This is a genomic window from Aquabacterium commune, assembly GCF_004362855.1.
GTDB classification, from domain to species: domain Bacteria; phylum Pseudomonadota; class Gammaproteobacteria; order Burkholderiales; family Burkholderiaceae_C; genus Aquabacterium; species Aquabacterium commune.
The window spans coordinates 88094-110181 of sequence record NZ_SNXW01000010.1 but is presented as its reverse complement, the minus strand read 5'-3'; the positions used below and the strand labels follow the sequence as shown (position 1 = coordinate 110181).

14 protein-coding genes are annotated in these 22088 nt (G+C 65.8%); all 14 read left to right on the top strand.

The window, feature by feature from the left end; genetic code table 11:
- The first annotated feature begins 21 nt into the window (after window positions 1–21).
- The 14 genes from purB to EV672_RS15515 all read left to right on the top strand — a co-directional run bounded on the left by purB (window position 22) and on the right by EV672_RS15515 (window position 22085).
- Window positions 22–1389, top strand: a complete 1368-nt coding sequence (gene purB / locus EV672_RS15580) for an adenylosuccinate lyase (RefSeq protein ID WP_133610862.1) — start codon at window positions 22–24, stop codon at window positions 1387–1389.
- 290 nt (window positions 1390–1679) lie between these two features.
- Window positions 1680–3020 carry a phospholipase D-like domain-containing protein gene (locus EV672_RS15575; RefSeq protein ID WP_166643607.1) on the top strand — a complete coding sequence of 447 codons (1341 nt, stop codon included), beginning with the start codon at window positions 1680–1682 and terminating at the stop codon, window positions 3018–3020.
- Window positions 3021–3037: 17 nt separating this feature from the next.
- A complete protein-coding gene (locus tag EV672_RS15570) occupies window positions 3038–3448 on the top strand; it encodes a hypothetical protein (protein ID WP_133610857.1) in 411 nt (136 codons plus the stop codon).
- Window positions 3449–3634: 186 nt separating this feature from the next.
- On the top strand, window positions 3635–4378 hold the full coding sequence (locus EV672_RS15565; protein WP_133610856.1) for an Imm52 family immunity protein: 744 nt from the start codon (window positions 3635–3637) through the stop codon (window positions 4376–4378).
- A 17-nt stretch (window positions 4379–4395) separates the two neighbouring features.
- Complete coding sequence (gene pyrF / locus EV672_RS15560; RefSeq protein ID WP_133610854.1) at window positions 4396–5235, top strand: orotidine-5'-phosphate decarboxylase; 840 nt, start codon at window positions 4396–4398, stop codon at window positions 5233–5235.
- A 60-nt stretch (window positions 5236–5295) separates the two neighbouring features.
- Complete coding sequence (locus tag EV672_RS15555; RefSeq protein ID WP_133610852.1) at window positions 5296–6660, top strand: efflux RND transporter periplasmic adaptor subunit; 1365 nt, start codon at window positions 5296–5298, stop codon at window positions 6658–6660.
- A gap of 550 nt (window positions 6661–7210) precedes the next feature.
- The gene (locus tag EV672_RS15550; protein ID WP_133610850.1) at window positions 7211–7468 is read left to right on the top strand and encodes a hypothetical protein; all 258 of its coding nucleotides are present in this window, start codon (window positions 7211–7213) and stop codon (window positions 7466–7468) included.
- A 5-nt stretch (window positions 7469–7473) separates the two neighbouring features.
- Window positions 7474–12207, top strand: coding sequence for a DUF3320 domain-containing protein (locus EV672_RS15545; RefSeq protein ID WP_133610848.1), 4734 nt, complete (start codon window positions 7474–7476; stop codon window positions 12205–12207).
- Window positions 12208–12330: 123 nt separating this feature from the next.
- The gene (locus EV672_RS15540; protein ID WP_133610846.1) at window positions 12331–13476 is read left to right on the top strand and encodes a Fic family protein; all 1146 of its coding nucleotides are present in this window, start codon (window positions 12331–12333) and stop codon (window positions 13474–13476) included.
- Between the two features lie 110 nt (window positions 13477–13586).
- Window positions 13587–14765 (top strand): ABC transporter permease, encoded by a 1179-nt coding sequence (locus tag EV672_RS15535; protein ID WP_133610844.1) that lies wholly within the window; start codon window positions 13587–13589, stop codon window positions 14763–14765.
- Between the two features lie 36 nt (window positions 14766–14801).
- The gene (locus EV672_RS15530) at window positions 14802–15977 is read left to right on the top strand and encodes an ABC transporter permease (RefSeq protein WP_133610843.1); all 1176 of its coding nucleotides are present in this window, start codon (window positions 14802–14804) and stop codon (window positions 15975–15977) included.
- A gap of 62 nt (window positions 15978–16039) precedes the next feature.
- A complete protein-coding gene (locus EV672_RS15525) occupies window positions 16040–16963 on the top strand; it encodes a fumarylacetoacetate hydrolase family protein (RefSeq protein WP_133610841.1) in 924 nt (307 codons plus the stop codon).
- Between the two features lie 67 nt (window positions 16964–17030).
- A complete protein-coding gene (gene uvrA, locus EV672_RS15520) occupies window positions 17031–20045 on the top strand; it encodes an excinuclease ABC subunit UvrA (RefSeq protein WP_133610839.1) in 3015 nt (1004 codons plus the stop codon).
- A gap of 126 nt (window positions 20046–20171) precedes the next feature.
- Window positions 20172–22085 carry a PAS domain-containing hybrid sensor histidine kinase/response regulator gene (locus EV672_RS15515; protein ID WP_166643606.1) on the top strand — a complete coding sequence of 638 codons (1914 nt, stop codon included), beginning with the start codon at window positions 20172–20174 and terminating at the stop codon, window positions 22083–22085.
- The last annotated feature ends 3 nt before the right edge of the window (window positions 22086–22088 follow it).

Sequence of the window (22088 nt, the reverse complement as noted above, 5' to 3'; positions counted from 1 at the left end):
TTGATCCGCCGGAAGCCCCTCATGAACCTCTCTGCCCTGTCTGCCCTGTCGCCGCTGGACGGCCGTTACGCCTCCAAGGTCGCCGCCCTGCGCCCGCTGCTGTCGGAGTACGGCCTGATGCACCGCCGCGTGCAGGTCGAAGTCGAGTGGTTCATCGCGCTGTCGGACGCCGGCCTGCCCGAGTTCGCGCCCCTGTCTGACGCGGCCCGCAGCCACCTGCGCGGCCTGGTGTCGCGCTTTTCCGAGACCGATGCCCAGGCCATCAAGGACATCGAAAAAACCACCAACCACGACGTGAAAGCCGTGGAGTACTGGATCAAGCAGCGTTTCGCCGGCCACGCCGAGCTGGACCAGGCCGGTGAGTTCGTGCACTTCGCCTGCACCTCGGAAGACATCAACAACACCAGCCACGGCCTGATGCTCAAGGCCGCGCGCGAGCAGGTCGTCCTGCCGGCCATCGACGGCCTGATCGGCACGCTGAGCGGCATGGCGCACCAGTTCGCCGCCATCCCGATGCTCAGCCGCACGCACGGCCAGACCGCCTCGCCGACCACCGTGGGCAAGGAAATCGCCAACGTGGTGGCCCGCCTGGCCACCGCCCGCGAGCGCATCGCCGAGGTCAAGCTGCTGGCCAAGATGAACGGCGCCGTGGGCAACTACAACGCCCACCTGTCGGCCTACCCCGAGACCGATTGGGAAGCCTTCAGCCAGGCCGTCATCGAGAACCAGCTGGGCCTGAGCTTCAACCCCTACACCATCCAGATCGAGCCGCACGACTACATGGCCGAGCTGTTCGATGCCGTCACGCGCACCAACACCATCCTGATCGACTGGTCGCGCGACGTCTGGGGCTACATCAGCCTGGGTTACTTCAAGCAGCGCACCAAGGAAGGCGAAATCGGTTCTTCCACGATGCCGCACAAGGTCAACCCGATCGACTTCGAGAACGCCGAAGGCAACCTGGGCCTCGCCAACGCCGTGCTGACCCACCTGAGCCAGAAGCTGCCCATCAGCCGTTGGCAGCGTGACCTGACCGATTCCACCGTGCTGCGCAACATGGGCGTCGGCCTGGGCTATGCCCTGCTGGCCTACGACAGCCTGGCGCGTGGCCTGGGCAAGCTCGAAGTCAACCCGCAGGCCCTGGCCGACGACCTCGACAGCGCCTGGGAAGTGCTGGCCGAGCCCATCCAGACCGTGATGCGCCGCCACGCCTTGCCCAACCCGTACGAGCGCCTCAAGGAGCTCACCCGCGGCAAGGCCATCACGAAGGAATCCATCCAGGCCTTTGTGCAGACGCTGGAGCTGCCCGAGGACGACAAGGCCCGCCTGCTGGCCATGACGCCAGGCAACTACATCGGCAAGGCGGTGGAGCTGGCCGAGCGCATCTGAGCGCACGCGATGCCCGCTTGATGCTCACTTGATGCGCACGTGATGCGCATCTGACGCACTGCGCCATCCGCGCGCGGTGCGTCAAGACGCCCTTGGGGGTGTGATCGATTCACCGAATCCGACTGGCGCGTGCGAGACCACGCGCTATGGTTGGGTCATGACAGGGCGGCGCATCTGCTGACCTGCATGCAGGCTCCAACGATGAGCCTGGAACATCACACACCACAGGGAATCCAATGATTTGCTCTCGCGCATGCCGCGTCGGGCTGGGTTGGGTGCTGGGCGCACACGTGCTCCTGGCCACCGCAGCCGAGACCTCGCCCCCATCTTCCACTTTCTCCACCTACTTCAACCACCGGCCTGAAGCCAGCTTCGTCGAACCCCATCGCGGCACGCAACGCGAGGGCAACAACTTCGAGCAGGTGATCGTGCAGCGCATTGCTGCCGCACGCACCCGCATCGACGTGGCCGTGATGGGCATCACCTTGCCCCACATCGCACAGGCATTGACCGAAGCCGCGCGCCGAGGGGTGCAGGTGCGTGTCGTGATGGACAACAGCTTCCGCAGGAACTGGGCCGCCTTGACGCCTGACGAAGTCGCCAGCCTCAGCGATGCCGACAAGGAAGTCTGGGCCGAGGTGGACAGCCTGGTCGATGTGGATGGCGACGGCGAAGCATCCGATGCCGAACTGGCCGCGAACGATGTGGCCACCATCCTGGCGCAGGCTGGCATCCCGGTCATCGACGACACCGAGGATGGCAGCAAGGGCTCGGGCCTGATGCACCACAAGTTCGCCGTGTTCGACGACGAGGTGGTGCTCACGGGCTCGGCCAACTGGACGCACAGCGGCTTCTTTGGCGACATCGGTCGGCCCGCCAGCAGAGGCAATGCCGAGAACCTGGTGGAAGTGCGCCATGCCGAGGTGGCCCAAGCCTACGCCCAAGAGTTCGCGCTCATGTGGGGCGATGGGCCAGGGGGCATGCGCAACAGCCGCTTCGGCATCGCCAAAGGCGCTCGTGCAGCGCTTGGCATCAGCACGCGCGATGGCCTGGTTCAGCTTCAGTTCAGCCCTTTCTCCGCGAGCAAGCCCTTGTCATCAACCACGATCGGCTTGATCGACTCGGTGCTCAAAGTGGCAGTGAGTCGCATCGACTTGGGCGCCTTCGTGCTGACCGATGCCACCTTGACCGACACCATGGCACAGCGCGCCGCCAAGGGCGTGATGGTGCGTGGCCTGTTCGATCAGGGCTACGCCTTCAACGACTTCAGCGCCACGCTGGACATGTGGGGTGTGCGCTTGCTGGATGCGGCCTGCGCGCTCAAGCCGCAGTTGCGTCCTTGGTCTGTCACGCCCATGGCCGTTGGTTACCCGGTCTTGCCAGAGGGCGACAAGCTGCACCACAAGGTGGCGGTGGTGGATGACCACACCGTGGTGGCCGGCTCGATGAACTGGTCGGCTGCAGCGCTCAGAAGCAACGATGAGAACGTGCTCATCGTTCACTCGCCTTTTGTGGCCGCAGCGTTTCGCCAGGAGTTGGATCGCCTGCATGCTTCGGCGGTGTATGGGCCTTCGCCAGCCTTGCGCGCCCGAGCCATCAAAGATGCACAGCGCTGCACCACAACCCAATGAACCCAGCGGAGAACGCCATGAATCGCATCATTTCGAACGTGCGCCGCTGCTTGGGCGCCTTGCTCTTGCCCATCGTGCTGGCCCTGCCAGCCTTCGCGGCCGACAAACCCCTGCCAGGCGAAGTCAAGGTCATCGATGTCAAAGAGGCCATGAGCCCTGCCAATGCCGCCTTCCAGGCCTGTGGCACCGGCATGCCGCCGGGCAAAGCCGTGGCCGTTGGCGTGGACGCCTCCATCAGCCGCACCGGCATGGTGAAGTTCGATGGCTTGGGGCAAGACGACAGCCTGCTGATCGAGGCCAAAGGCTTTGGGTACAAGATCGATGAAAAGCTGGGGGTGTGGAAGGAGGGATATGTGTCGGGCAGGATGCAGGACAAGCTTCGTTTGCAATTGGATCGGCAGCTGAAGGCGGCTCAATCGGTTGGATGATCTGTGCAGTGGGTGGTGCCCAATGAGGGCATCCGCAAAGCATTTGCAGAACTTCTTAACGGTAGGATTCCTGTGAAAGTAGCGCTTCCTAGGCCCGACTGCCCCAAATCGAGTGATTCAAGTGAAGGTGAAGCCGGTGGCTCTTTCTGATTTGTTGGCGTGCTCTGAATGGATGCACCTGAGAACATGACTTGTCCAGACTACCGCTTGGTATGCACTTGGGGCGCGCGCAGCCAGACGGCCCAGGAGATCGCTCACGATGTGATGCGCTTTTCATCGGCTGTGCTGGAGGTGTGCCCCGCCTTGCAGGCGTGGCATTACCTGGCGCCCAAAGACAAGCTGGTGCTCCTGCCTGACACCGTCGATGAAATCAGGCTCAAGGTCCTGAGGCCAGGCAATGGCGCCAGGCGGGGCGTTGCGCCGGACTTGATCTTGCCAGTCGGCTTCAGTGCACTGCTGCTGACATCCAAGAAGATTGACGCCGCATGCTGGATGGGCCACACGGGCTCGGATGGCGGTGGTTTGGGCAGCCGCGTCGCCATCAACTGCCCGCGCAGAGGCGATCTGGCCCAGGTCATGACCGAGCCCGACATGATGGAGCGTCTCTTTCGGATCATGGTCGAGGTGTGGCAACCGGACTGGGCGAGGGTGTCGCACACGGACATGAGCGACCCAGAGTACGCATTCCCCGTGCACTGGATGCTGTATGGCCGCGAGCCCTTGCCCCCAGGGCTGGTGCTGCCCGATGGCGTCGAGGTGCATGGCCTGACCGGTGCTGCGGGCGAGGTGCTGGCGCCGGGCCAGTACTTCGTCACGACACCAGGCGAGCGCTTTTTGTACAGCCACCCTGAGCACAAGGCGCGTTGCGAGGCCTTGAAGCGGGTGCTGCGCGAGGCGGGGTGGTTGCCGCCTGTGCCAGCCTGGGCTTGAGTCGGTAAAATTCGGGCATGAACTTCACCGACCAGCTCGCGCAAGCACAGCGCCTCCACCACTCTCTGCTTTGCGTGGGCCTCGACCCCGAGCCGTCGAAGTTCCCGGGCGCCTGGCAGGGCCAGCCCGACCGCATCTACGACTTCTGCGCGGCCATCGTGGACGCCACGAAGGACCTGGTCTGCGCCTTCAAGCCGCAGATCGCCTACTTCGCGGCCCACCGCGCCGAAGACCAGCTGGAGCGCCTGATGGCGCACATGCGCCGCGTGGCGCCCAGCGTGCCCGTCATCCTCGACGCCAAGCGCGGCGACATCGGCTCGACCGCCGACCAGTACGCCCACGAGGCCTTCACGCGCTACCAGGCCGATGCCGTCACGCTGTCGCCTTTCATGGGCTTCGACACGATGGAGCCCTTCCTGCGCTTCCCGGGCAAGGGCGTGATCCTGCTGTGCCGCACCTCCAACCCCGGTGGCTCCGATTTGCAGAACCTGCGCCTGGCCGACATCCCTGGCCAGCCGCGCGTGTACGAGCACATCGCGGCCCAGGCGCAAGGCCCCTGGAACACCAACGGCCAGATGGGCCTGGTGGTGGGCGCGACCTTCCCCGAAGAAATCGCCCGGGTGCGCGAGCTCGCGCCGACCCTGCCTTTGCTGATCCCCGGTGTGGGCGCGCAAGGCGGTGACGCCGCGGCCACGGTCAAGGCCGGTTTGAAGACGGATGCGAGCGGCGCCATCACGGGCACCATCGTCGTCAACAGCTCGCGCGCGGTGCTGTACGCCAGCAGCGGCGACGATTTCGCCAGCGCGGCCCGCCGTGTGGCCTTGCAGACGCGCGACGCGCTGAACGCGGCGCGCTGACCTGGCTGGCTTGACGCTCCCGTCAAGCACAATGCGGCATCCCTCCTCCCTGGTGATGCCATGACCGACACCGCCACGACCGGCGCCCCTTCAGCTGCCACCCCTGCCGCCTCCTCAGCCCCCCCCTCCAGCCTGAGCCGCCTGCGCATCGACCGCGGCGGGCCGGGCCAAAAGACCGGTGGCAAGACCGGTGGCCAAGCAGGGCGGCGTCGCCTGCCCTGGGGCTGGATCACCGTGGGTGCTGTGGCCCTGGCCGGCGTGGCCGCCAAGTGGCTGATCCCGCAGGCCGTCCCGGTGCAGACCGCGGCCGTGGTCACCAGCACGCCCTCGCAGCAGTTCGTGCAGCTCACCGCCTCGGGCTATGTGGTGGCGCAGCGCCGTGCCTCGGTGGCGTCCAAGGCCACGGGGCGCCTGGTGGAGTTGAACGTGCGCGAGGGCTCGGCCGTCAAGCAGGGCGACCTGATCGCGCGGCTCGACGCCAGCGACGTGCGCGCCGCCATCGTCTCGGCCCAGGCCAGCGTGCGCCAGGCCGAAGCCGGGGTGCGCCAGGCCGAGGTCGAGCTCGCCAACGCCGAGGCCGAACTGGCCCGCAGCAAGGGCTTGCAGGCGCAAGGCTTCATCTCGCCGCAGGCCGTGGACGCCACCCAGACCCGCGTGAGCGCCGCCCGCGCCGCGAAGGCCTCGGCCCAGGCCGGGCTGGAGGTGGCGCGCGCCCAGGTCCAGGTGCAGCGCGTGGCCGAGAACTTCACCGAGATCCGCGCGCCCTTCGACGGCGTCGTGCTGGTCAAGAACGCCAACGTGGGCGACATCATCACGCCGCTCTCCAGCGCCGCGGGCACCACGGGCGCGGTCGTCACCATGGCCGACATGCGCACGCTGGAGGTCGAGGCCGACGTGTCGGAGGGCAGCCTGGCCAAGGCCCGCATCGGCCAGCCGGTCGAGATCACGCTGGACGCGCTGCCGGGCGTGCGCTTCATGGGCCAGGTCGGCGGCCTCGTGCCCACGGTGGACCGCGCCAAGGCCACCGTCACCACCAAGGTCCGCTTCCAGCAGATCGACCCGCGCATCCTGCCGGAGATGAGCGCCAAGGTCAGCTTCCTGTCCCAGCCCATCACCGTGGCCGACCAGCAGCCGGTGCTGGCGGTGAACCCCAAGGCGCTGCTGCAGCATGAGGGCCAGACCGTGGTGTGGCGCGTGCGCGCCGAGACGGCCGCGGGTGGGTCGGCCTCGGCCGTGGCGCCTGCGGTGGGTGGCACACCCACGCTGCGCGCCGAGGCCGTGCCCGTCAAGGCGGGCCGCACGCTGGGCGATGTCCGCGAGGTCACGCCCCTGAAAGCCGGTGCCCTGGCCTCGGGCGACAAGGTCGTCGTCCAGACCGATGGGGTGTTGAAGGCCGGTGTGGCGGTGCGGCCGGCGGAGCAGTGAGCTGAGGGGCTCGCGCGCCGAGCTCCGAGCTTCGCCCGCCGAGCCAACAGCCCCACCTGCCGAGCTCCGAGCCGCGACCGCGCACCTCGGAGGTGCGGCGTCGCAGATCAAAGCTCGGCCGCCCGAGATCCGAGCTCGGCGCATGCACCTCTGAGCTGCGCACACCGAGCTTTTTGCTCCGACGTCCGAGCTGTTTGCTCCACGCATGCACCTTTTAGGTGCGTGAGTCGAGCTCAGAGCTCTGTGCGCCGAGCTATTTTCTCCGTGCGCGCACCTCCGAGGTGCGTGGGCCGAGCAAAAAGCTCGACTCACCCCGATGGCCGCCCCCCGCCTCAGGTGCGTGCCTCGGCAGCCCGCCCGCCGTGGGCGCACCGACTGGTTACCATCTCGCATCGCCGGGCAGCCCCCTGAGCCACCGGCGCCCAACGCTTCTCCTTCCAGCCCCCGGGACCCATGCTCGACGACATCAAGAAAACCCTCTGGGCCACCGCCGACAAGCTGCGCGCCAAGATGGACGCCGCTGAGTACAAGCTCTCTGAAGAAATTCCCCATGGACACTGATCGCATTGAAGATTTGCTCGAGCGCCTCATCGACAAACAAGACGACATCATCCGCAGGCTCGAGTCAATCGAAACGGTGCTGGATGCCCAGCTTGGTGAAGCCAACGTCCGGCTCTCGCGTGTCGAGGAAGAACTGAACTGGTGGGAAGACAAGCCCACCCTGGCCAAACAACTGCTATCGGCCCTGGAGCACATCGACAGGTCAGTGAACGAGGTCAACTTGTCGGTCATTTCTACCGGAGCGTGAGCATCATGAGGGAGGACATCAAGGCCAAGGTTCAAGCAAGCCGAAAAGAGCTGCTCGACATCGGATTGCGTAACAACCTGATCAGCTTCAGAAAGACCAGCAAGACGCTCGCTCTGCAGGCCGAATCTTTGCCCTCACTGTTTGATGCCCTGTATGCGGAGGGGCGCTCGCTGTCGTTCGAGGCAACCAGGGAGTCGAAGGCCAAAGCGGAGTCCGTAACCGATGCAGATCATCTGTCAAGCGAATTGGCCGATGACGCCTTGTTGGAAGTGCTGTCTGAGCGCAAGGCTGAAGCGCCCGGCCGCGGCCGCACTGACGAGCGTGTCTCGGGCCTGAAACTGAAGACCCAACTGGATCCAGAGCGCCTGTTTCTACAGTTGCTCAAGATGCGGGCCGAAGCGCAAGGCTATGTGGACGAGCAGGGGGTCAATATCCTTTTCCTGGCCTTTGGCTTTCTGCACTGGTATGAGAGCCCGCAATCCGCAGAGGCACGTAGGGCGCCATTGTTGCTGGTGCCAGTCAGCCTGAGCCGGGATGGCGCGCAAGAGGCGTTCAAGCTCGCCTACACCGGCGAAGACATTTTCTTGAACCTGTCTTTGCAGGCCAAGTTGAAAGCGGACTTCGCCATCACGCTCCCCTCGTTTGACCTAGAGGGCGATGTCGACAGTCAGGCGCTGATGGACTATGGCCGTCAGGTCGAGAAGGCCGTCGCCAACCAGCCTCGCTGGCGCGTGGCCACAGATGATCTCGTCCTGGGGTTCTTCTCGTTTGGCAAGTTCCTGATGTTCAGGGATCTAGATCCGCAAACCTGGCCAGAGGGCAAAGGCCCTGCGGATCATCCGGTCGTGGCTCGCCTGCTGGGCGGCGGGTTTGGTGATCGCCCCCCGCGCTTTTCTGACAGCCAGCGGATCGACGACATCATCTCGCCGGGTGATGTGCACTTTGTGCGCGATGCAGACAGCAGCCAAACGCAGGCGATTCTGGAAGTCAGGGCGGGTTCGCACCTCATCATCCAGGGGCCGCCTGGCACGGGCAAGTCTCAGACGATCACCAACTTGATTGCCGACCTGATCGGTCAGGACAAGACCGTGTTGTTCGTGTCCGAGAAGATGGCTGCGCTGGAGGTGGTCAAGCGGCGCCTGGATGAGTCTCATCTGGGCGATGCCGTGCTGGAGTTGCACAGCCAGCGCGCGACCAAAACCTCTGTGTTGTCAGAGCTGGCCCGCACGATGGGTCAGGGGCAGCCTCTGAATGACACGGGTGACCGCGACATCGAAGAGTTAAGTCGACTTCAAACCCAGCTCAACGCCTATTGCGAGGTGGTCAGCGCCCCAGTCGGCGCCAGTCAGATCCCGTTCGGCACGGTGCTGGGCCGACATCTGCAGATCAAGCGGCAGCACCCGTCCGCTTCAGTCGGGTCGTTTGCGCCCATGGCGAAGTGGTCTGAACGAGACTATCTCTTGAGACGAGAGGTGGTGTCCGAACTCCAGATGCACGTGGCCTCCAATGGTCGCCCCGACCGCAATGCCTTCTGGGGAAGCTCGCGAGAGTTCTTCACGCCCATTGAAGAGGCCGAGGCTAGGCAGGCCCTGGAGTCGGCTGAAGACTCGCTTGGCGGGTTGAAGGCCGCAGCAACGTCTTTGTCCGAGCGGCTGATGCTGCCCAGGCCGGCGTCTTTGCATGACATCGATGTGATTTGCCGTGCCGCCAGGCGTGCTTCTGGTGCACCCAGGCTGCAAGGCATTCAATTGTCGACGCAAGACTGGCAGCTTCGGCGTGATGCGCTCAACGAATTGATAAGTGCAGGTCGACGCATGGCTGCGCGTCGCGAGCAGCACGACGCCTCGTTGATGGAGCGGGCCTGGGACCATGACATGCTGGCCATCCGGCAAGCGCTCATGACCTACGGGCCGAAGTGGTGGAAGTTCTTGTCGTCTGCGTACAAGCAGGCCAGAGGTCAGCTGCAAGCCTTGTCTAAGGTTACTTTGCCCAAGGACCATGTAGACATGCTTCGGTTGGTTGATGCCGTGATGGACTACCAGGCGACACGCAAGGTCTTTGAGCAGCATGAAGGCCTTGGTGAGGCACTGTTTGGCGCGCAGTGGCAGCGGCAAAAATCGGATTGGGATGTGCTGGAGCGAATCACCGAGTGGGTGATGCAACTCCATGACGACATGGGGCGTGGTGACATTCCTGACGGCATCTTGGCATTCCTCTCCGGCAATGGTGATGCCAGCGGGTTGGGAGACCAGGCGGGTCAGATCGAGTCGTCCATTTCTCAGTTGAAGTCCAGCCTTGAAGCCGCCGCAGCGACGACAGGCATGGGCGATGCACAGCAGGCCTTTGATGTGAAGTCGTCGTCTCTGGACGAGTTGGCCGATGACTTGGACCATTGGCTTGAACACATCGGTCAGCTTTACCCCATGGTTCGATTCAATGTCCTTGCGGACAAGCTCAAACGAGAAGGCTTAGGCTCAATTGCAGACGTGGCGGCTCGTTCAGACGACACGACATCGATTCTGGCGAGCTATGACCAGACTTGGTACTCGGGATTGGTGCAGCAGGTCTATGCAAAGAACCCGACATTGCAGCAGTTTGATCGCATCCAGCATGAGCACCAGATTGCTCGCTTCAAGGCGTTGGATTTGAGTTCCATGAAGCATGCACAAGCGAGGCTCGCCTCTCATGTGTGGCAGCGTAAGCCGGCGCTCAACGCACCCGGTGAAATGGCGGTGATCCGCACCGAGATGAACAAAAAGCGGCGTCACCTGCCCATTCGACAGTTGATTGAGCGTTCTGGTCGAGCCCTGCAGCAGATCAAGCCGGTGTTCATGATGAGCCCGATGTCGATTGCCAACTTTCTGCCTCCAGGCAAGCTGGAGTTTGACGTCGTCATCTTTGACGAAGCGTCGCAGGTCAAGGCCGTGGATGCGCTGGGGGCCATCATGCGTGGCAAGCAGGTGATCGTGGTGGGCGACACGCGTCAGATGCCACCGACCGATTTCTTTGCACGAGAGATCGATTTTGACGACGAAGACAACGAGACCAGCGACATCGAAAGCATCCTCAGCCTGTTCAAGGCGGCAGGCTGCCATGAGTGCTACCTGCGTTGGCACTATCGCAGTCAACACGAATCATTGATCGCCGTCTCGAACGCAGAGTTTTACGACAACAAGCTGGTGATCTTCCCGGCTGCAGGTACGCATGAGAGCGCCACGGGCGTGCATTTCCATCACCATCCTCAAGCCATCTACGACCGAGGGCGAACACGCACCAATCGTGAGGAAGCCAAAGCGGTTGCCGCCGATGTCATGAAGCATGCTGCCGAGCGGCCGCATCTCTCTCTTGGCGTCGCTGCCTTCAGCGTGGCTCAGCGTGACCTGATCGAGGTAGAGGTTGAAATGCTCCGGCGGCGTCAGCCGCAGTTGGAGAGCTTTTTTAGCGCGCATCCAAACGAGCCGTTTTTCGTCAAAAACCTGGAGAACATTCAGGGCGATGAGCGCGATGCCATTTTCATCAGCGTGGGCTACGGGCGCAATGAGTCCGGCAGGGTGGCGAAGGAGTTCGGGCCACTGAATCGCGATGGCGGGCATCGCCGTTTGAACGTGCTGATCACGCGCGCCAAGATGCAGATGCGCGTCTTTTGTAACTTCACGGCGGACGAGCTGGAGCTGGATGCCGGGGCCAAGCAGGGTGTGCGTGCGCTCAAGAACTTCCTGAAATACGCCGAGTCCGGGGTGCTGGAGGTGGCCAAGGAAACAGGCAAGGCCACGGATTCTCCCTTCGAGGATGAGGTCCTGGATGCCTTGCGTGAGCGCGGCTACCAGGTCGAACCTCAAGTGGGCACGGCCGGATACTTCATCGACATGGCTGTGAAAGATCCTGAGCGGCCGGGGCGCTACATCCTGGCCATTGAGTGTGACGGCGCGTCCTATCACAGCTCGCGGTCCGCTCGGGATCGAGATCGCTTGCGTCAGGGCGTGTTGGAGGGACTGGGCTGGCGATTTCATCGGGTCTGGAGCACGGACTGGTTTCGCAACCGTCGGCAAGAGATTGATCGCATCGCGGCGGCCATCGAACATGCACGTGCATTGCCCACCTCATCGCAACCGTCACAAGCGAAGCCAGTTAGCGTAAAAGACGAGCCTTACGTGATCATGCGAGGCAAGCCGGCGGACGAAGAGATGAAGGGCGCCAGTCGGCCTTATCAAAAGGCGAGGCTGACCAGCGCCTCACAGGCCAGTTTGTTGGAGGTCAGGACAGACGTCTTGGCTCGGATGGTTGGCGAGGTGATGCGGCAAGAGGGCGCGGTGCATGTGAGCGACCTGACCAGGCGCCTGATGGATGCCTTTGGCGTTTCGCGAGCGGGTTCACGAATCACGGCCAAGGTAGATGAGGTGCTGGCCGATTGCGATAAGCGAGCTGTTGCGACGCTGCGCGGAGAGTTCGTTTATCCCTCCGGCGACGCTTCGATTCAGGTGCGCGATCGCTCCAGCCTGGAATCTGCCGAGCGGAAGATCGAGTTGGTTCCGCCTGAGGAGCTTGACTTGGCGCTTGTGACGTGCGTTCGAGCAGCGTTCTCCATCTCAGAGGATGAGGCCGTTCCGGCCTCGCTCTCGCTGTTGGGGTTTGGCCGAGCGACCCAGCGCATTGTTAGCGTGATGCAGGACCGGCTTGATGACTTGCTGAAGTCGGGGACGATCCGGCGTGAAAGCGGACGTTTGGTCATGGCTCAGTGAGATGCCAGGCGAGCTCTCTGCGCCGTCTGGTGTGGGCGGGGTGAAAGCCCGCTTGCATCCTTGCCCGTCAAATTAAAGAATGCTTTAATATAAAGCCAGACCATTCAAGCAGGCTTTCACACCATGCGCAGCACGGGCACTTACGCCATCGCCACGACCCTGGGCGAAGCCGTCCAGGCTTTCGTGCCGCATGCGCTGCCGCCCCGCGATCCGCCCGTGTCACCTGAGGCCTTTGCCACGCGCAACCAGGCGGCCGAAATGGCCTTGGCCCGCCTGTCGGGGGTGTCAGGCCTGGCACCTTCGGTGGACTGGTTGCTCTACAGCGCCATCCGCAAAGAGGCCTTGCTGACCTCTCAGATCGAGGGCACCCAGGCCACGCTGGTGGACCTGTTCGACGACGAAGCCGGGCTGGCCATCAGCAACACCGACGATGTCGAAGAGGTGACCAACTACCTGCGTGCCTTCCGCTTGGTAAAGGGCCATCTGCGCGACCCCAACGGTTTGCCCATCAGCGTCCGCCTGCTGTGCGACGCGCACCGCCTGCTGCTCGATGGCGTGCGCGGCGCGGGCAAGCAGCCCGGTGAATTGCGCCGATCGCAGAACTGGATCGGCGGCACGCGCCCAGGCAATGCCGCTTTCGTGCCGCCGCCACCGGAGCAGGTGGCGCCCTTGCTCGCCGACATGGAGCGCTTCATCCATGCCGATGGCTCGGGTTTGCCGCCGCTGGTGAAGGTGGCCTTGGTGCATGCCCAGTTCGAAACCATCCACCCTTTTCTGGATGGCAACGGCCGCATCGGGCGCTTGCTGATTGCGGCCTTGCTGGAGCATTGGGGCTTGCAGCCCGAGCCGCTGATGTACCTCAGCGGCTACCTCAAGCAGCACCAGGCCGAGTACTACCGGCGACTGTCGGCCATCCGCACCGAGGGCGATTGGGAGGGCTGGCTGGCCTTCTTCTTGGAAGGCGTGGCCTGCGCGGCCGCCGAGGCTGAGCGTGGCGTGGTGGCCTTGGCGAGTTTGATCGCGGCCGATCGGCGCCGCTTGCTGGCCTCGCCCAAGGCTGGCCCGGCCAGCTACCGCTTGTTCGAGATGCTGCCCACGATGCCGCGCTTCACCATCGAACGTGCACGCCAGGCACTGGACACCACCTTTCCGACCGCCACCGCGGCGGTGAAACTGCTGGAGGACCTGGGCATCGTGGCGGAGCTCACAGGTCAGAAGTCGAAACGCAGCTACAGCTACCAGGACTACATTGCGCTGCTGGCGCTTTGACGACGCACAGGACAGGTCCAGGCCCGCGCCACGTGCGCGTTGGCAGCCCAGGATGAACCGACGCCTGGTGTATGGTGACGGCCACCCCCGGACAGCGACCCGCCCGCCCCATGTTCCTCCTGCGCCTGCTGCTGAAAAACGCCTTCCGCCATCGGCTGCGCACGCTGCTGACCCTGGTCGGCCTGGTCGTGGCCATCTCGGCCTTCGGCTTGCTGCGCACCATCGTCGATGCCTGGTACGCCGGTGTCGATGCCACCTCCAGCACGCGCCTGATCACGCGCAGCTCGATCTCGCTGACCTTCCCGCTGCCGCTCCATTACGCCGAGCGCATCAAGTCGGTCGAAGGCGTCAGCGGCATCTCCTGGGCCAACTGGTTCGGCGGCATCTACGTGACCGAGCGCAACTTCTTCGCGCAGTTCGCCGTGGACCCGCCCAGCTACCTCGCGCTCTACCCCGAGTTCCAGCTCGACGAGGCCGACAAGCAGGCTTTCTTCCGCGACCGCCAGGGCTGCGTCGTGGGCCGCAAGCTGGCCGCGAAGTTCGGCTGGAAGGTGGGCGACAGCATCGCGCTGCGCGGCACCATCTACCCGGGCACCTGGCGCTTCACCGTGCGCGGCATCTACCAGGGCAAGGACGCCAAGACCGACGAGCAGCAGATGTTCATCCACTGGCAGCGCCTGGCCGATGGCATCCGCGCGCGGGTGGCCGGGGGCACGGCCGGCAAGGCCGCGAAAGCCGATTACGTGGGGGTCTATGTGGTGCGCATCCACAACCCGGACGACGCGCCGCTGGTGTCGCAACGCATCGACGCGCTGTTCAAGAACTCCCTGGCCGAAACCCTGACCGAGACCGAAAAAGCCTTCCAGCTGGGCTTCGTCTCCATGAGCGAAACCATCTTGCTGGCCGTGCAGGCCGTGAGCTTCATCATCGTCCTGATCATCATGGCGGTGATGGCCAACACCATGACGATGACGGCGCGCGAACGCTTGGCCGAGTACGCCACGCTCAAGGCCCTGGGCTTCCCGCCGGGCTTCGTGGTCAAGCTGCTGTTCGGCGAGAGTTTGCTGATCGCGCTCATCGGCGGGGGCATCGGCATCGCCGTGACCTTCCCCATGGCGCAGGCCTTCGTGAAGGCCGCAGGCACGCTCTTCCCCATCTTCCAGGTCTCGATGCTGACGGTGGCCTTGCAGGCGCTGGCCGCGCTGGTGGTGGGCACGGTGTCGGCGGCCTGGCCGGCTTGGAAGATGTCGCGCATCGACATCGTGCAGGGCTTGCGCCATGTGGCTTGAGCGCGTTTGGCATCACCCGATGACGGGGCACCCCGCATGAGCCTGCGCACCGTGCCCCTGAGCTACATCGCGCGCAACCTCTGGGTGCGCCGCGTGACCACCGTGCTGACCGCCGGCGGCATGGCCCTGGTGGTCTATGTGTTCGCCACCGTGCTGATGATGAGCGAGGGCATCCGCGCCACGCTGGTCGCCACCGGGCAGCCCGACAACGTGATGGTGCTGCGCAAGGGCGCGGGCGCGGAGATCAACTCCGGCATCGTGCGTGAGCAGGCCGCGGTGGTGGACAGCCTGGCGCAGATCGCCACCGACGGCCAGGGCCGCAAGCTGGTCAGCCGCGAGCCGGTGGTGCTCAACACCCTGCCCAAGCGCGACAGCGGCAAGCCCAGCAACGTCACGGTGCGTGGCACCTCCGACATCGGCCTGGCGCTGCGCCCGCAGGTGCGCATCGTGCAGGGCCGCATGTTCCGCCCGGGCACCTCCGAGATCGTCACGGGCCGGGCGGTGGCACGCGGCTTTGCCGGTGCCGGCCTGGGCGAGACCATGCGCTTCGCCGGCCGCGACTGGCTGGTGGTGGGCGTGTTCGACGCCTCGCGCAGCGCGTTTGACTCCGAAGTCTGGGGCGACAGCGAGCAGATGATCCAGGCCTTCCGCCGCAGCGCGTTCTCCAGCGTGGTCTTCCGCCTGGCCGATGCCGACAGCTTCGACGCCGTCAAGGCGCAGCTGGAGTCCGACCCGCGCCTGACGCTGGAGGCCAAGCGCGAGGTGGCCTTCTACGCCGAGCAGTCCGAGGCCCTGGCCACCTTCATCCGCCTGCTCGGCCTGGCGCTGTCCATCATCTTCTCGATCGGGGCGGTGGTCGGCGCGATGATCACGATGTTCGCCTCGGTGGCCTCGCGCGTGGGCGAGATCGGCACCCTGCGCGCCCTGGGTTTCCGGCGCAGCGCGGTGCTCTCGGCCTTCCTGGGCGAGGCCTTGCTGCTGGCGCTGGTGGGCGGCATCATGGGGCTGGGCGGCGCCTCGCTGATGCAGGCCGTGAACATCTCCACCGTGAATTTCCAGACCTTTTCCGAGCTGGCCTTCCAGTTCCGCCTCACGCCGGCCATCGCGGCGCAGTCGCTGGGCTTTGCGCTCGCCATGGGCCTGGTGGGCGGCTTCATCCCGGCCTGGCGCGCGGCGCGGCTGAAGATCGTGGACTGCCTGCGCGCCGCTTGAGTGCCATCCTCGCGCCATCCTCGCGCCATCTGCGCCCCCGCAACGAAACCAGGATCTCTCCCATGCATGTGTGCACCTTCGAACACCTCGGTCAGGCCCAGAGCGGCGCCGTGAGTGGCGCCCAGATCGGTGTCCTGCGCGGCAACGAACTCGTCACCCTCGCCGACAAGCTCACGCTGCCGCACGGTGCCCAGCTCTCGGCGCACCAGCCCATGATCGACCTGATCACCCACTGGCCGGCGGTGCGCGCCCAGGTGGCGGCGCTGGCCGCGGGGGCCCCGGCCGACCTCACGCTCGACAACGTCCACCTGCTGGCGCCCATCCCGCGCCCGGGCAAGACCCTGGCCATCGGCCTGAACTACCTGGAGCATGTGCAGGAAAGCATCGTGGGCGAAAGCCGCACCGTGCCCGAGCACCAGGTCTGGTTCCCCAAGCTGGCCAATGCCATCCATGCGCCCTTCGACGACATCGTGCTGCCGCGCGTCTCGCAGATGAGCGATTACGAGGCCGAGATGGTGGCCATCATCGGCCAGCGCTGCCGCCATGTGCCGCTGGAGCGCGCCCACGAGGTGGTGTTCGGTTACGCCGTGGGCAACGACGTGTCGGTGCGCGATTTCCAGAAGCGCACCTCGCAGTGGACGCTGGGCAAGAGCTTCGACACCCACGCGCCCTTCGGCCCCTGGATCACCACTTCCGACGAGGTCGGCGACCCGCACGGGCTGGAGATGCGCTGCTGGGTCAATGGCGAGCTGCGCCAGCACAGCAACACGCGGCTGATGATGCACACCGTGTGGTCGCAGATCGCGCAGCTCACGCAGGTGATGACGCTGGAGCCCGGCGACGTCATCTTCACCGGCACCTGCAGCGGCGTGGGCGCGGCCTTCAGCCCACCGAAGTTCCTGCGCGCCGGTGACACCGTGCGCGTGGAGATCGAGCGCCTGGGCGCCATCGTGGCGCATTGCGTGGACGAGGACAGCGAGGCCTGAGCCGACGTATCATGGCCGGTTGCCCTTGCCCCTGGTGGGTGGGCCTGTTCCTTGCTCTGAGTCGCTCATGCCTCGCCCTGATTCCCCTGCTGTTCCTGCCGCTCCCGATGCCGCTGCGCCGTCCGGCGAATCCGCTCCCTACCTCGCCCAAGCCCTCCGCTCCGAGCCTCGGTCGGCTTCCCGGAGTGAGCCCCGGACCGCACCCCGAACCGCACCCCGGGCAGAGCGCACGGAAATCCAGATCCGTGGCGCCCGCACGCACAACCTGAAAAACATCGACCTGGACCTGCCGCGCAACCAGCTGGTGGTCATCACCGGCCTGTCGGGCTCGGGCAAGTCCAGCCTGGCTTTTGACACGCTTTACGCCGAAGGCCAGCGCCGCTATGTGGAAAGCCTGAGCGCCTACGCGCGCCAGTTCCTGCAGCTGATGGACAAGCCCGATGTCGATGTCATCGAGGGCCTGTCGCCGGCGATTTCCATCGAGCAAAAAGCCACCAGCCACAACCCCCGCTCGACGGTGGGCACGGTCACCGAAATCCACGACTACCTGCGCTTGCTCTTCGCCCGCGCCGGCACGCCGTTCTGCCCCGACCACGGCCAGCCGCTGCAGGCGCAAAGCGTCAGCCAGATGGTGGACGCCACCCTGGCCCTGCCCGAAGACACCAAGCTGATGGTCCTGGCGCCCGTGGTGCGCGACCGCAAGGGCGAGTTCGCCGAGCTGTTCGCCGACATGCAGGCCCAGGGCTATGTGCGCTTCCGCATCAACGGCCAGGTCACCGAAGCCATCGACCTCCAGCCCCTGGCCAAGAACGAGAAGCACGACATCGACGTCGTGGTGGACCGCCTCAAGGTGCGCGCCGACATGGCCCAGCGCCTGGCCGAATCCTTCGAGACCGCGATGCGCCTGGCCGACGACCGCGCCCTCGTGCTCGAAATGGACACGGGCAAGGAGCATCTGTTCTCGGCCAAGTTCGCTTGTCCCGTGTGCAGCTACTCGCTGTCGGAGCTGGAGCCGCGGCTGTTCTCCTTCAACTCGCCGGTGGGCGCTTGCCCGACCTGCGACGGCCTGGGCCATGTCATCGCCTTCGACCCGCAGCGCGTGGTTGCCTTCCCCTCGCTGAGCGTGGGCAGTGGCGCCGTCAAGGGCTGGGACCGCCGCAACCCCTACACCTACAGCCTGATCGAGTCGGTGGGCAAGCACTACGGCGTGGACATCGACCAGCCCTTCGAAGAGCTGCCCGCACACCTGCAGCAGGTGCTGCTCTACGGCTCGGGCGCGGACGAGATCGAGTTCACCTACGAGGCCGAAGGCGCCAACGGCAAGAAGCGCAAGGTCAAGCGCAGCCACGCCTTCGAAGGCGTCATCCCGAACTTCGAGCGCCGCTTCAAAGAGACCGATTCGGCCACCGTGCGCGAAGAACTGGCCCGCTACCAGCAGCCCAAGGCCTGCCCGGAGTGCGATGGCACCCGCCTGCGCCGCGAGGCCCGCAACGTCAAACTGCACGATGCCGTCAGTGGCGACACCAAGGCCATCTACGAGATCGGCCACGCCACGCTGGCCGAGGCCCATGCCTACTTCGCGCAACTGCACCTGGTGGGCGCCAAGGCCGAGATCGCGGCCAAGGTGGTCAACGAGATCCGCTCGCGCCTGCGCTTCCTCAACGACGTCGGCCTGAACTACCTCAGCCTGGACCGCAGCGCCGACACCCTCTCGGGCGGCGAGGCCCAGCGCATCCGCCTGGCTTCGCAGATTGGCTCCGGCCTGACGGGCGTGATGTACGTGCTCGACGAGCCCAGCATCGGCCTGCACCAGCGCGACAACGACCGCCTCATCGGCACGCTGCAGCACCTGCGCGACCTGGGCAACAGCGTGCTGGTGGTCGAGCACGACGAGGACATGATCCGCGCCGCCGACCACGTGGTGGACATGGGCCCGGGCGCCGGCGTGCACGGCGGGCGCGTGCTGGCCCAGGGCACGCCCGAAGAGGTCACGGCCTCGCCCGACAGCATCACGGGCCGCTACCTGTCGGGCGCCTTGCGCATCGAGGTGCCCACGCAGCGCCGCCCCTTCACCGACGAGACGCCGCGCCTGCGCGTGGTCAATGCGCGCGGCCACAACCTGCAGGGCGTGACGGCCGAGTTCCCCGTGGGCCTGCTCACCTGCGTGACGGGCGTGTCGGGCTCCGGCAAGTCCACCCTGGTCAACGACACGCTGTATGCGGCCGTGGCGCGCAAGCTCTACCAGGCCCACCTCGACCCCGAACCGCACGACGAGATCGAAGGCCTGGAGCTGTTCGACAAGGTCATCAACGTCGACCAGTCGCCGATCGGGCGCACGCCGCGCTCCAACCCGGCCACTTACACCGGCCTGTTCACGCCCATCCGCGAGCTGATGGCCGACGTGCCCACCGCCCGCGAGCGCGGCTACAACGCCGGGCGCTTCAGCTTCAACGTGGCCGGTGGCCGCTGCGAGGCCTGCCAGGGCGACGGCGTGCTCAAGGTGGAGATGCACTTCCTGCCCGACGTGTACGTGCCGTGCGACGTCTGCCAGGGCAAGCGCTACAACCGCGAAACGCTGGAGGTGCTCTACAAGGGCAAGAACATCCACGAGGTGCTGAACCTGACGGTGGAGGACGCGCTGGCTTTCTTCAGCGCCGTGCCCAGCATCGCGCGCAAGCTGCAAACGCTGATGGACGTCGGCCTGGGCTACATCCGCCTGGGCCAGTCGGCCACCACGCTGTCCGGCGGCGAAGCGCAGCGCGTCAAGCTGGCGCTGGAGCTCTCCAAGCGCGACACCGGCCGCACGCTCTACATCCTTGACGAGCCGACCACCGGCCTGCACTTCCACGACATCGCCTTGCTGCTCAAGGTGCTGCACCAACTGCGCGATGCGGGCAACACCATCGTCATCATCGAGCACAACCTGGACGTCATCAAAACGGCCGACTGGCTCATCGACATGGGCCCCGAAGGCGGCTCGGGCGGCGGGCGCCTGCTGCTGGCGGGCACGCCCGAGGCCCTGGCCGTGCACGCCGACAGCCACACCGGGCGCTACCTGAAGCCCCTGCTGTCGCTGGGCTGACGGCCTCGGGGCGGTCAACGGCCGTGGTGCAGCGCAGCACGGCAGGGGTGGGATGCACCCCGTTGTGCGCCACGCGGCTGTTGTGCCAAAGTGGTGCAAAGCCGTTTTGCCTCTCCCTGGATGTCGATGAGTTCACCCGAAATGGCGCAGGCCGCCCCCGACCTGGTGCCCCCCCTGGCCGTTTTGCAGCTGCTGGACGCTGCCTGGTTCCTGGCCGATGCCGATGGGCGGGCCAGCCAGGCCTGCGCCAAGGTCACGGCCTGGCTGGGCGCGGGCTTCGGCGCGGGGCACTGGCAAGACCTGGTGCACCCAGACGACCGCGCTCTCGCGGAGGGGCAGCCCGTGGGTGAACGTGGTGCCGACCGCCGCTGGCGCATGGCCGATGGCAGCTGGCGCTGGTTCGCGCACCGCAGCCAGCCCATGGGCGCGCAGACCTTGCACGTGCTGCAGGACATCGACGCGCGCAAGCGCCAAGAGATCGCGCACAGCGATGCCGCCGGGCTGCTCGACAGCCTGCGCCTGCACCTGCCCGGCGTGTTCTACAAGCTCGACGCCGACGAGCAGGGCGTGCCCCACGTCACCTTCGTGAGCGAGGCCGTGCGCGAGCTGCTGGAGTACGAGCCCGAAGAGGTCGAGGCCGACTTCCGCCGCATCTTCGACCGCGTCCACCCTGACGACCGTGAGCGCTTCCAGGCCATCGTCGCCAACGCCTTGCGCACCAACGCCGACACCACCTTCGAGTACCGCGTGGTCTTGCCCCGCAAGGGCGTGCGCCATGTCGCGGGCCGCGCCTGCTCGGCGCTGCAGTCCACCGGCCGGCACGCGCGCTTCGGCTACCAGCACGACATCACCGAGCAAAAGCTCTACCAGGAGGCCCTGGTGCAGGCGCGTGCGGCCGAGCAGGCCAGCGCGGTCAAGTCCGAGTTTCTCTCCCGCATGAGCCACGAGCTGCGCACGCCGCTCAACGCCATCCTCGGCTTCGCGCAGCTGCTCAAGATGAGCACCGCCGAGCCCCTGGGCGCCGAGCAGTGGGAGCGCGTCGATGTGCTGGAGCGTGCCGGGCGCCACCTGCTGGCCCTGGTCAACGACGTGCTCGACCTCTCCCGCATCGAGGCTGGCCACATGGCCTTGCACATGGGGGCCATGGGCGTGCGCGGCGTGTTCGACGAGGTGCACAGCCTGGTGGTGTCCACGGCGCACGCGCACGGGGTGTCGCTGCACCGACCGCTCCTGCCCGAGCAGCCCCAAGGGCCGCTGGCCGTGCGCGCCGACATGCTGCGCTTGCAGCAAGTGCTGGTCAACCTGATGACCAACGCCATCAAGTACAACCGGCCGGGCGGCGATGTCTGGCTGGCCGCGTCGCTGGTGGGCAGCGAGGTCTGCCTGACGGTGCGCGACAACGGCCAGGGCATGACGCCCGAGCAGCAGGCGCACCTCTTCGAGCCCTTCAACCGCCTGGGCGCCGAAGGCAGCGACATCGACGGCTCGGGCATCGGCATGGTCATCGTGCAGCGCCTCGTGCAATGGATGGGCGGCCGCCTGAGCCTGCGCAGCGCCCCCGGCGAGGGCACCGAGGTGTCGGTGTTTCTGCCGCGTGCCGAGTCTCAGGAGGTGGCTGCACCGTTGGCTGCTTTGCCCTTGCGTGGCGATCAGGCCATGCAGCGCCCCGTGGACATCCTCTGCGTGGAAGACAACGAGGTCAACATCGCCCTGTTGACGAGCATCCTGGAGTTGCGCCCGGCCTGCGCCTTGCGGGTGGCCCGCTCCGGTGCGGAGGCTTTGCAGCACGTGGCCCAACGACGGCCTGACCTCATGCTCATCGACATGCAGTTGGGTGACATGTCCGGCCTCGATCTGGCCAGCAGCCTTGACCGCGACGCCTGCACCGCCGGCATCCCACGCATCGCCTTGTCGGCCGACGCCATGCCCGGGACGATCCGCGAAGCCCAGGCCCGGGGCTTCCAGGCCTATGTCACCAAGCCGGTGGACGTGCGTCCCTTCCTCGCCACCCTGGACCAGGCCATCGATCAGCTGGCTTGAGGT